General features: G+C 41.4%; 7 protein-coding genes. 2 read left to right on the top strand and 5 right to left on the bottom strand.

What is annotated here, in order from left to right:
• Positions 1-37: 37 nt before the first annotated feature.
• The 5 genes from DXB58_RS00205 to DXB58_RS00185 all read right to left on the bottom strand — a co-directional run bounded on the left by DXB58_RS00205 (position 38) and on the right by DXB58_RS00185 (position 9,197).
• Positions 38-2,038 (bottom strand): phosphodiester glycosidase family protein, encoded by a 2,001-nt coding sequence (locus tag DXB58_RS00205; RefSeq protein ID WP_122135531.1) that lies wholly within the window; start codon positions 2,036-2,038, stop codon positions 38-40.
• An 11-nt stretch (positions 2,039-2,049) separates the two neighbouring features.
• Complete coding sequence (locus DXB58_RS00200) at positions 2,050-3,798, bottom strand: RagB/SusD family nutrient uptake outer membrane protein (RefSeq protein WP_122135530.1); 1,749 nt, start codon at positions 3,796-3,798, stop codon at positions 2,050-2,052.
• Positions 3,799-3,819: 21 nt separating this feature from the next.
• Positions 3,820-7,377: a TonB-dependent receptor gene (locus DXB58_RS00195; RefSeq protein WP_122135529.1), complete on the bottom strand. Its 3,558-nt coding sequence runs from the start codon at positions 7,375-7,377 to the stop codon at positions 3,820-3,822.
• 174 nt (positions 7,378-7,551) lie between these two features.
• Positions 7,552-8,487, bottom strand: a complete 936-nt coding sequence (locus DXB58_RS00190; protein ID WP_122135528.1) for a FecR family protein — start codon at positions 8,485-8,487, stop codon at positions 7,552-7,554.
• A 179-nt stretch (positions 8,488-8,666) separates the two neighbouring features.
• On the bottom strand, positions 8,667-9,197 hold the full coding sequence (locus tag DXB58_RS00185) for an RNA polymerase sigma-70 factor (RefSeq protein WP_009000286.1): 531 nt from the start codon (positions 9,195-9,197) through the stop codon (positions 8,667-8,669).
• Positions 9,198-9,429: 232 nt separating this feature from the next.
• On the opposite strand from DXB58_RS00185, the gene recJ reads away from it, so the two are divergent.
• Positions 9,430-11,148: a single-stranded-DNA-specific exonuclease RecJ gene (gene recJ, locus DXB58_RS00180; RefSeq protein ID WP_122135527.1), complete on the top strand. Its 1,719-nt coding sequence runs from the start codon at positions 9,430-9,432 to the stop codon at positions 11,146-11,148.
• A complete protein-coding gene (locus DXB58_RS00175) occupies positions 11,141-13,051 on the top strand; it encodes an ATP-dependent DNA helicase RecQ (RefSeq protein WP_004324713.1) in 1,911 nt (636 codons plus the stop codon). The genes recJ and DXB58_RS00175 overlap by 8 nt, the downstream gene beginning before the upstream one ends.
• Positions 13,052-13,074 lie beyond the last annotated feature (23 nt).

The following is a 13,074-nucleotide window of genomic DNA, read 5'->3' as shown; positions in this document are numbered from 1 at the left end:
TAACGAATCAAGATGTTAAGTATAATATATATTAGTCTTAATGACCAGTGATGTCCGTATTATAATCTTCCCGATTATATTGCCATAATAGAATAGGATATCCTTTCGCATTTACCTTGTAATACCATGAATTTCCCCATCCTGCATCAAGATAGTTCTGCATATTTGATAAGAATTCTTTCGACTTAGTCTCTCCATCATGAGGCTTTTGAACTCCCACAATCCCACTAGAGAAATCTGTTTTGGGAACTCCTGCACTCAAAATCTCCATGCCTTCTATTGCCCAGCAATTTTCTACATTCATATTAGCAGCTCCCATGAAAGCCGCAATGCGCCCCAAATTTACACCATTTTTCTTGTTTTCCACTAATTTATTTAAAGCAACACATCCTTTAGGTGCAGTATCAAAGTAAGCTCCGATACCTGCTGCCCCTGCGTTCATGGAAATTATATCACCAGTTGCATAACAATTTTCTAAAATGCCACCAGCCCAAACAATACCAACTATACCTCCGGCACGTGAATTCCCGGTTTCATTCTTTGCTGTAACAGAAGCTGTAGAATAACAATTCTTTATAGAAGAATATGTAGCTCCACTCGGTTTACCAATATTACCGGAAATGCCACCTATCGCATCTGCTCCCGACACCTTTCCTGTCGTATAACAATTCTCAACGCTTCCAGTAAACTCTGCTGAAGTAGGTATTTTAGATCCTATATATCCAGCCAATATTCCACCGCCATTTTCTGCTACAATATCTGCATCTACAATCCCCAAGTCTTTACAAACACCACAGAGAACTCCAAACAAGCTGGCATAATTGCCTTTCGATTTCAGCTCTCTGATTACGTGTCCATTACCATCAAAATCAATGATTCGGTCATAAGGAGAAGTTGCATTTAATGGCTGCCACTCAACGGCTGCCATATTCACATCCGCTTCCATCCTGAAATAAACCGTCCCTTTAGAATAAGTAACTTTATGCATATTCTGGATGTGTCTTGCCGTCTTTATAATATACGGATTCTCCATCGATCCATCCCCCGAATCAAATAATTGGTCATTCGTTTTTTTCTTGATCAGGATAAAGGTCCGCACACTGCGCTGCCCATAATGATCGTACTTTCCATTGTCGCATGGGTAATTAACCACATCGGTTGTCGAAAGATTACTATTCTTCACATACATCGTTGTGGAACCTCCTCCATCAATATTCAATGCATTTTGAGGCTCAAAATACCGATTAATAAAACCGGTAAGTTCTTTTGCTGTCATCCCGGCAGCTAAATCGGCACGCCCATCCACGGTTATCAATAGTAGCTTGTTCTGTTCGGTCAGGGCTACAGCAGTACGGGGGTGACGTACTCCTTGATGCCTCCGATAATCTTCTCCATCCAATGTATTCAGATTGATGCCAGATACATCACCGATGAATGTCTCTCCTACCGGTTTGTAATCTTCAATCAAGACCGGTGCCCCGGAAAAGATGTTAGGTGCCGAGTTATATGCATACGACTCTTTGGTCCCATACCCGATAGTTGCTTTATACCCATCATAAGTGATTGCTCCTTCATGCTTCCAATATCTTAAATGACCTTCGGGTAAGGTTATTGCTGACATTATCGAGCCATTCGTTTTGATGAAAGAGGCATCCAGTTCATACGTACCATTAACTCCTCCCACCGCATCGTGTTTTAAAGCAACACTTGACAAAGAATCAGATTGAGGCAAAGCTACAAATTCCAATTCATAGTCGGGATTCGAAAGATCGAGTTCAAGTACATTCACTTGTTGCTGGGCATTAAAAGCCCCATTCTGATAAGTATACCATATGAAGTTTTTCCCATCAATAGAATCTATTTTCCAACCTTCTTTATCTTTTAGTGTTGGACCTTCTACGACAACAGGAGGTGGAGTATAGTTCTGACCTTTCCCTATCATGTCACTAAAATCCTCATTATCCAGTTGACTGGAACACCCGATAGTAACTATAAAAAGCGTGGAAATCAACACTATTATTATTCTATATCTTTTCATAATCAATTAAATTAAAAGTTTAAACCATCATTCCATCCCGGATTTTGAGTCAGTGCTCCATTGGTGAGTATACGGTCCTGCCGAGGAATCGGATACAAGTAGTCACGTGCTTCATTCCATTGCCGGGGAACGTCTTTATAACATATAATATTGCCGGACTCTCCCTCTGTCAATTCTACAGTAACACCGATCTCCAAGAATTCGAGCGCATTAACTCCAGTAGGTTTGGCTCCTTTATATAGGCAGACATCAATCGTTCCATCGTGATTCAGGTCATAATTGCCCGGACCAGGGAAATACATACCCAAAAAGTCATTATCCATACAGCTTCCCTCTTTCCAACGCATCAAGTCATAATAACGGAAACCCTCCATTAGCAATTCAATCACCCGCTCGCGACGGATTTCTAATATCACCCCTTTATTGACATCAGAAACATGAGGATAAACATTCAAAAGATATGAATCGGGAGTAGCATTGGCGTCACTCATATTCAAATTAGGCATCCCCACCCTTTCTCTAATCAATTTGATTGTCCTGTCAATATCATTCTGTTCCAGAGTTCCTCTTTCTGCTTTAGCTTCCACATAATTTAAGTAGACTTCGGCTGTCCTGAAAATAGGAAAGTCATTTTCAGATGTATCTCCCACGTCATATTTGGGATCACCTGAATACTTTATCAGATGGTAGCCCGTCATCGCGGAGGCAAAGTTAGGACCTACTTGTTTGGTAGTACCCGGTCGTATGTATCCCGGGGTACGGATGGTCTGTGCCAGACGAGGATCTCTGTTCTGACATTCATCAAAGAATACTTTAGTGGCATACCCTTGCATATCGGTAAAACGGGAACCGTTCTTGTTCAGATACATATTAACGACTGTTTTTGACAAACCGGGTCTGCCTTTTGAAGCTGTATTTTCAAAACCCTGAACATCATGGCGTATGTTCAGAGTTCCATTATAATCTCTGGCCAATATAATTTCCTGTTGAATAGCATTCAAGGAAGAAAAAAGAGACTGATAAGGGGTTACACCCGACTTATACAAACTATATCCGCTATTTCTCATGAAATCATCAGATGCACTGATACATGCATCCAGATATTTCTCATAATCTCCTATTCCATGATATTTGCGGAAAGTCCCCTCGAACAGACAAACTCTTGACTTCAATGCCAACGCAGCCCATTTACTAACTTTGTAAAGTTCTTTATCTTTGGATAAAGTAGTAATAGCAAAATCCAAATCTTCGATGATTCTCTGCATTACAAACTCTCTGGAATCTCGGGGTTTATACAACTGTTCTGCATCAGACGAGTCCAACACTTTGTCATACCAAGGGACATCTCCAAATCGCTGTACTTTTTTAAAGTAAAAATAAGCCCTGAAAAAACGGGTGATTGCATCGTACTTATTACGTACATCTTGATCTTCACAATTATGAGAATTCTCTAACAAGAAATTGAGACTTCTCAATGCCTCCCAACTCCATCCTCCACCTGTTGATGGAATGATACGTTGCCCTGTCACCTCATCGTCCAACGGAGAGACAATCAACACATCTGCATTATCTTTATAAATATCTGCCGCCGTAGGTAGTATATTATAGTAAAACTGATTACTATATAGTTGGAGTTCGTTTTCATTCTTGAAATAGGTGGTTGGAGACAGACTGTCTTCAGGATAAAGATCTAATTTATCACACGATATAAAAAGAATGGCAAACAACCACATAGATATGATACAAAACTTAGTTTTCATATATACATATATTAGTTATTATCAAAATGTAATATCAATGCCAAAAGAATAGGTTTTTGAGAACGGATAAGCGAGTGCACTGGTTCTACCCGTTTTCCAACTCGTTCCGGCCGCTGCTGCTTCCGGATCAATGTAATCCGTATCTAATCTATCCAATGTGAGCAGGTTTTCACCACTAAAATAAAGACGAGCTTCCTGTACATTTATCTTTGACAACCATTTCGCTGGCAATGTATATCCAACAGTCAGGTTCTTCAGTCGGCAATAAGCGAGACTTTGCAAATACCGGTTATTAACTGATGATAAAGAACGGCCGTCATTCCATGCAATATATCCTCTGGGACGTGGGAAATAGGCATTAGGATTGTCTACACTCCAAACGTCTGCCAGGAAATCTTTCGGAATAAAGCTTGGTGCAGGTGCACTATATGGTCCCCAAAAGGCATACGCATCACTGGACGGATACCAGTCCTGTTTCCCCACTCCTTGAAAAAACACGGAAAAATCAAATCCATTCCATTCAGCATTAAGTCTGATACTATATGTATAGCGTGGAAGAGAGTTACCTATTATCCGCTGGTCCTTAATATCATTAGCACTGACAGTTTGCTCAATCTTATTGTTACCATCGAGGTCAATATATTTCATATCTCCGGCATGTAGTCCTCTATCGACGACGGCATTATTGATGATATAGTTTACAATACTCTGGTCTACACCATAATTAGCAGCCTCTTCATCTGTTGCAAAATAGCCATCAACCATATATCCCCATATATCTCCCAGCCTCTGTCCAACATAAGGAGAGCTAATTTCCTTATTAGGATTGTCATATTTCGTAATCTTGGAGATATTATCCCCGATTCCGAACGAAATGCCATAATTAAAAGGTTTATCCATCACATTAAAACGGTCATTCCACGCAACGACCAATTCCCAACCTTTGGTTTTTAGGTCAGCAGCATTCATATTAGGAGATTTTGCACCATAAACAGACGGTAATGCTTTGCCGGGCATTAACATGTCTTTTGTATCCCTTATATAAGCATCTGCCGAAACATTCAATCTATTATTGAATATACCGATATCGAGACCAATATTCTTAGTTACCACGGTTTCCCATGTCAAGTCCGAAGCATTGGGAGCCGTTTCATAGGCATACGAGGCTTTTTCTTTATCACCAAACGAATAATTAAGCACTTTCCCTGTTTCTATTTGCTGCAGATAATCATAATATCCAACTTGCTGATTGCCTAAAGTTCCATAGGACAGTCGTAACTTCAAGTTATCTACTGTATTTCTCAGTGCTCCGTAGAAAGGCTCTTCACTAATGCGCCATCCCGCAGAGAACGATGGAAAGAAGCCGTACCGGTGTCCTTTTTTAAACCGGGAACTGCCATCATATCTTCCGCTTGCCTCAAACAAATATCTCCCTTTATAGTCATAATTGGCCCTATAAAAGACACCGAACAAGGCGTATTTATTCTTTCCTCCGGTGACTACCGTATTTTCTCCCTTAGCTAAATTAAAATCATTCAACTCATCAGACAACAGTCCATCTTTACTCACTGTCAGGTCTTCATAAGATTTTGTCTCATAGTTAATACCTCCTGTCAATTTCACATTATGAGAACCGGCAAACAAATTACCATAAGTTCCGTAAGCATTATACGCATAATACAAATGCTTTGTATTCAGGACTGTCAGCTTATTTCCTCCACTTGTACTTTCAGGCATGGTAAGTGTAACACCCGGTACCTTAGAGTATTGCACATCCACACTTCTATTGGTACACTTCTTGTCATATTTCGAATATGTATAGTTCCCTATGATTTCAACATGTTTTACCGGGTTGATAACCACTTCAAAGGTAGTCATAAACTCGTCTATCTCATCTTTATTATTATGTTTCTTATTGGATAATGCAACGGTGGTACCCGCCAAAGTATAGTTCATTATATTAGTTTCATACACCAGTGTACCATCAGGATGTACAGGCACTAATATAGGCAAGGCACGATAACTTGCATTCTTAAATATCGTATTCACTCCACCAAGTCCCGGATAGGAGTAGTTCGATTTGAAATAAGATGTATTATTACTGACGGATAACCAAAGAGTCACTTTTGCTTCCAGCCTTGATTTGAAATTATAGCGTTCATACTTATCCGGTTGTATTTTAAGAACTCCTTTCTGATTATAGTATCCTCCGGAAAGCCTGAACTTCAGATGTTCACTTCCACCGGCAATGCTTACATTATGCTCATGAGTCGGACGTTTATGATCATATAGATAATTGTACCAATCAAAATTTCCATAGTATTTATACTGTCCGTTCTCAGTCACTACCCAGGGACGTTCGGATTGTTCCGTCTTATCATTTCTCCTGATCCACAACTCATAATAATCCTTTTCTGTATATGTGAGCAATGGTGTCCCCTGCCAGGTAGAGAAGAACATATCGCTAATACCGGCTGCATAATATCCACGGGTTTCATAATCTGTCGACGTAGTCACATCACTAAAGCTATACCGTCCGTTATAATTAAGAGTGACTTTGCCTTTTTCTCCGGTCTTTGTTGTAACCAGGATAACTCCATAAGCAGCCCGCGCACCATAAATAGCAGCAGACGACGCATCTTTTAATACCGAAATGGATGCAACATCATTCGGATTGACACGGTTCACATCTCCCTCCACTCCATCAATAAGGACCAACGGTTTAGCAGAACCACTGATGGAATTCACACCTCTGATATTAAACGAACCTCCATCTCCCGCACGACCTGAAGAAAAAGAGACAGTCATATTAGGGACTGCTCCCTGCAGTAATTGAGACATAGTCGAAGCAGAGCGCCCTGCCAATTGATCTCCCTCTACCACAGATACAGCGCCTGTCAAATTCACTTTCTTCTGTGTTCCATAACCTACAACTACCACTTCGTCCAAAGACCTGGAGTCTTCCTGCATTGTTATATTGATGACCGAATTATTCTTGACAGGATATTCAACGCTCTTATAGCCTAAAAACGAGAAAATCAATATACTATTGTCTGGAACCTCGATAGTATACCTTCCGTCCATATCGGTGATGGCTCCTATTTTCTCACCTTTAACAGCCACATTACAACCGACAACAGCCTCCCCCGAATCATCTTTTACTGTTCCTGTTATCCTCCGGCCGGGAGTTACGTTTTTCATTTTCTCCATATTTTTCACCAGAATAATATGGTTGCCCTCCATCGTATACGAGAAACCCGTTCCTTGCAAAACTCTATTAAGAATTTCGGCAACCGTGGTTTCCCGAGTAGATACTGCTATTTGCTTGTTCAAATTAATCTCATGCTCATTGTAAATAAACAAATAGTCTGTTTGTTTTTCAATCTGCCTGATAACGTCAGATAGTGTTGCGGTTCCTTTATTCATCGTTACTTTTTGATTTTGAGAACGAGCATTCAAGGAATATGTCTCAAAAACGATGAATAACAGGAAAAAGACAGTTAACCTCATAATTCTTAAAATTTGAGTACAGTGTGTTTTTCTATGGACAATACGTCCACACCAAAGATTATTTTTCATATCTTTGCCTAGAGTTATTAAGTTAATACATAAAGATTTGTAACAGATGACGAGTCTTTTTTATTGACTTCTCACATATCGGTAAGTGCTGCAACACTTACCGATATTTCTGTTTTAAACGGGCAGGTTCTCTTGCTCTCATTTTCAGTGTTTTTTTTAGATTAAATACTAGGGTTAATAGATTATGATCTGATTCTTTTCGTCGTCCTGTATATAATTAAATTTGATATATTTCTGCAATACTCTCATCACATGTTCGATTCCTTCTTTCTGGCGGAACTTACCGGTACACGGATGGGAAGCTATTTCTATGTTTTTATTAATGATCTTCACTTCATAATATTGCTCTAATTTCTTAAAGACAGTTTCCAACGGTTCATCTTTAAAAGAATAAATACCCATCCTCCACAAGAAATCATGATCCGAAGTAAAGGTCTCTTTATAAAGTTTCCCGTCTCTAACTTCCACCTTTTCATGTGGATTCAAGATTATTTCGTTTTGCGTTTCAGGATGGTATACGGTGACTTTACCTTCTATCAAAGAAGCTTCAAATAAACCGGAGTTAGGATATGCCGAGACATTGAAAGTAGTTCCCAATACTCGAATATCATATTTCTCCGTCTCAACAATAAAAGGATGTTTCTCGTTATGAGCCACTTCAAAATACCCCTCTCCTTCCAAAATCACTTTCCTCTCTTTGGCATGAAATCCGGTAGCCGGATATTTTAAAGTAGAGTTGGAGTTCAACCAGACAATTGTCCCGTCAGCCAAAACCAGGCTAGCCCTTTGCCCTGCGGGAACCGTCATCATCTGCATTTCAGTAGAGTGTTCAAACCGATACTCTTGATATTCCTTATGAATAATAAAAGCAATCATGGCAATGACTGCCGCTATCTTCATAGAGGCCCAAAGATAACGCATCATAATTTTCTTATTTTCCGCCTTTTTTTCTTGCAAATTACCATTCCAGATAGTAGCGTCATAAATATGACGCATTTGCATCAGTTGTTCACGGTGTTCTTCACTTTCTTTCATCCAGCGCACGACTTCTCTCTTTTCTTCGGGAAGAGCATCTCCTGCAAGATATTTATTTAATAGTTTCGTATCCATACTTTTTCCTTGGGGTTAAGACATAAGCTTTTTGAGGGCTTACATATATAAGACACGCCACTTACAAACTTCACTAGAAGAAAAATAAAAAAAGTGCTTTGAGGTCCTTCATTTGTTCATCAATGCCGAGGAGGATATGCATCAATGCCGAAGGAGAACTTTATCGGTAAGGTATTCTATTAGAAAAAAAGTAGAGTATAAAGGTAATCTTTGAGGTTCTTCCTTAAAGCTTGCAACGCTTTGCCAATATGATAGTCTACCCCTTTCACTGTCACATTTAATGATTCAGCGATTTCTTTCATTGATTTATTCTCATATCGACTCATCATAAATGCCCTTCTTGTTTTTTCCGGCAATTCATTTAAAGTATGATTAACAATGGCGATTATTTCTTCAGAGAAAAGTTGGTTAGGATCGGAAGAGTCAAGAGAAGAGATACGGAAATCAAGTTCGTAAAGTTCATCATCCAGGATGTTTTCCCTGGCCTCCATCCGCAGATGCTCATTTCGCAGGTAGTTTAAGGCCTGATTCTTTACCACAGTCATCAAAAAAGCACGGATATTTTTCACCTCTTCAGTCTTCATCGTACTCCATAAAGTTATCATTGCCTCAGAGGCTATATCTTTCGACTGCATCTCATCGTGAAGATAGGATTTAGCAAACAAGAAACAACGTTGATAATACTCAATATAGATATCATCAAATGTCATATTAGAGCTTATGGCACCGTTTTGTCTTCTCATTTTAGCGTATTTCTCACCTGTTTAGACTTTTGTTAACGAAGCAAAGATAGCTAAAAGAAGTTATCTTCCAAAAGCCAGTCTTGAAATATTTTCGTCTTATCTACTATACACTTCCGCTTTTTTTCGTACTTTTACCCCTTGTTGGAAAGAAGTGCCTTTTCAACCCTTGAGAACAGAAAAAGAAAAAACAATATATAAAATGAATCACAAATGGAATTATCGACCCATTACACCCGAACAGGCAGAGACAAGCCAGACATTGGCCCAGGAACTAGGGATTAGCCCGATACTTGGACAACTTTTGGTGCAGCGGGGAATTACAAAGGCAGCAGATGCCAAGAAGTTTTTCCGCCCGCAATTGCCCGACCTGCATGATCCGTTCCTGATGAAGGATATGGATATTGCAGTAGAACGTCTGAACAGGGCGATGGGAAAGAAAGAACGTATTCTAATTTATGGAGATTATGACGTAGACGGTACTACTGCCGTAGCATTGGTCTACAAGTTTATTCAACAGTTCTATTCGAACCTTGATTATTACATACCCGACCGATACAATGAAGGGTATGGCATTTCTAAAAAAGGAGTGGACTACGCCGCAGAAACCGGTGTAGGACTGATTATTGTACTCGATTGTGGAATTAAAGCAGTAGAAGAAATCACTTATGCCAAAGAGAAAGGGATTGATTTCATCATCTGCGATCATCATGTACCGGATGATGTGCTTCCGCCTGCCGTAGCTATTCTGAACGCCAAACGCCTGGACAATACGTACCCGTACACTCACCTTTCCGGTTGTGGAGTCGGTTTCAAGTTTATGCAGGCATTCGCTATCAGTAACGGTATCGAGTTCCACCACCTGATTCCTTTGCTGGATATTGTAGCTGTGAGTATTGCATCGGACATCGTTCCGATTATGGATGAAAACCGTATCCTCGCCTACCACGGTCTGAAGCAACTGAACAGTAACCCGAGCATTGGTATGAAGGCTATTATCGACGTATGCGGACTTTCTGAAAAGGAAATCACCGTCAGCGATATTGTGTTTAAAATCGGACCGCGCATCAATGCATCAGGACGTATTCAAAACGGAAAAGAAGCCGTAGACCTGCTGACGGAAAAAGATTTCTCGATAGCGCTTGAGAAAGCCGGACAAATCAACCAATACAACGAAACCCGGAAAGACCTCGACAAGAGTATGACGGAAGAGGCAAACAACATCGTTGCCAATCTGGAAGGATTAGCCGATCGCCGCTCCATCGTGCTCTACAACGAAGAATGGCACAAAGGAGTGATTGGTATCGTAGCTTCCCGTCTGACAGAAGTGTACTACCGCCCTGCCGTGGTACTGACCCGGACGGATGATATGGCAACAGGTTCCGCACGTTCAGTTTCCGGCTTCGACGTATATAAAGCAATCGAGCATTGCCGCGACCTACTGGAAAACTTCGGGGGACATACATACGCCGCCGGACTGTCGATGAAAGTGGAAAACGTGAATGCCTTTACCAAACGATTCGAAGAATACGTTTCACAGCATATCTTACCGGAACAAACCAGTGCCGTTATCGAGATTGATGCTGAAATAGATTTCAGGGATATTTCATCCAAGTTCTTCAGCGACCTGAAAAAGTTTAATCCTTTCGGTCCTGATAACACGAAACCTATTTTCTGCACTCATCATGTTTATGATTACGGAACAAGTAAAGTGGTGGGACGCGATCAGGAACATATCAAACTCGAACTGGTCGATAATAAATCGAATAATGTAATGAACGGTATCGCGTTCGGACAGAGCTCACACGTACGTTATATCAAAACGAAACGCTCGTTCGACATCTGTTACACCATTGAAGAAAACACGCACAAGCGTGGTGAAGTACAACTTCAAATCGAGGATATAAAGCCGATTGAATAAGTATCAGGAGATATTAAAGCAATATTGGGGATATGACTCCTTCCGCGACTTGCAGGAGGAGATCATCACCAGTATCGGCGAAGGCAAAGATACACTGGGACTTATGCCGACCGGAGGCGGTAAGTCCATCACTTTTCAAGTGCCTGCTCTCGCCCAGGAAGGGATTTGCATTGTCATTACTCCTCTCATCGCCCTGATGAAAGATCAGGTGCAAAACCTGCGTAAACGCGGCATCAAGGCGCTTGCCATCTATTCAGGCATGACACGGCAGGAGATTCTCACTGCTCTTGAGAATTGCATCTTCGGTAATTATAAATTCCTCTATATTTCTCCGGAACGTCTGGACACGGACATATTCCGTACCAAACTGCGATCAATGAAAGTCTCCATGATTACGGTCGACGAAAGTCACTGTATCTCACAATGGGGATATGACTTCCGTCCTGCTTACCTGAAAATTGCCGAAATACGGACATTGCTACCGGGAATTCCGGTACTGGCACTTACGGCGACCGCCACTCCGGAAGTAGTGAAGGATATTCAAGCTCGCCTGGATTTCCGTGAAGAGAATGTTTTCCGCATGAGCTTCGAACGGAAAAACCTGGCGTATATCGTCCGGCAAACGGATAACAAAACTCAAGAGCTGTTGCATATCTTACGAAAGATACCCGGCAGCGCCATTATCTATGTCCGCAACAGACGACGCACCAAAGAAATCACCGAGTTACTGGTAAACGAAGATATTACCGCCGACTTCTATCACGCCGGACTGGATAATGCCGTAAAAGACCTCAGACAAAAACGCTGGCAAAGCGGAGAAGTTCGTGTAATGGTAGCTACAAACGCCTTTGGAATGGGGATTGATAAACCCGACGTGCGTATCGTATTGCATCTCGATCTCCCCGACTCTCTCGAAGCTTATTTCCAGGAGGCCGGTCGTGCAGGAAGAGACGGTGAAAAAGCGTATGCTGTGATCTTATACACCAAAACGGACAGAACGACGCTACACAGGCGCGTTGTGGATACTTTCCCCGACAAGGAGTATATTCTCAATGTCTACGAACATCTGCAGTATTACTATCAGATGGCAATGGGCGACGGTTTCCAATGTGTCCGCGAGTTTAATCTGGAAGAGTTTTGCCGGAAGTTCAAATACTTCCCGGTTCCGGTGGACAGTGCACTGAAAATATTGACTCAAGCCGGCTATCTGGAATATACGGACGAACAGGATAATGCCTCCCGTATTCTTTTCACGATTCGCCGGGACGAACTATACAAATTGCGGGAAATGGGAACGGAAGCCGAAGCACTGATACAGACGATTCTCCGCTCTTACACCGGAGTATTCACCGACTATGCCTATATCAGCGAAGCAACCCTGTCCATACGTACCGGACTGACCCGCGAACAAATTTATAATATACTGGTCACGCTTACCAAACGTCGTATCGTGGATTACATTCCGCACAAAAAGACACCTTATATTATATACACCCGCGAACGGCAGGAACTTCGTTTTGTGCATATTCCTCCTTCCGTCTACGAAGAACGCAAAGCCCGGTATGAAGCCCGCATCAAAGCGATGGAAGAGTATGTCACTTCGGAGAATGTGTGCCGGAGCCGGATGCTGCTCCGTTACTTCGGAGAGAAGAACGAGCACAACTGCGGACAATGCGATGTTTGTCTTAGTCACCGTGCAACCGATGCCCTGACCGAGAATTCTTTCGATTTCGAGGAACTGAAAAAGAAAATATCAGAATTACTCACCCAGAAACCGCTGACACCAGTAGAAATAGCCGATAAGATAGAAGCGGAAAAAGAGAGCATCAGCGAAGTCATCCAATATTTATTGGAGGAAGGTGAATGGAAGATGCAGGATGGAATGATACATATTTCAAAATAAGTTACTACCTTTGCAAAGTAACT

The organism is Bacteroides sp. OM05-10AA, from assembly GCF_003439055.1.
GTDB classification, from domain to species: domain Bacteria; phylum Bacteroidota; class Bacteroidia; order Bacteroidales; family Bacteroidaceae; genus Bacteroides; species Bacteroides intestinigallinarum.
The sequence above is the reverse complement of the archived record's forward strand: the minus strand, read 5'-3'. Positions and strand labels throughout refer to the sequence as shown.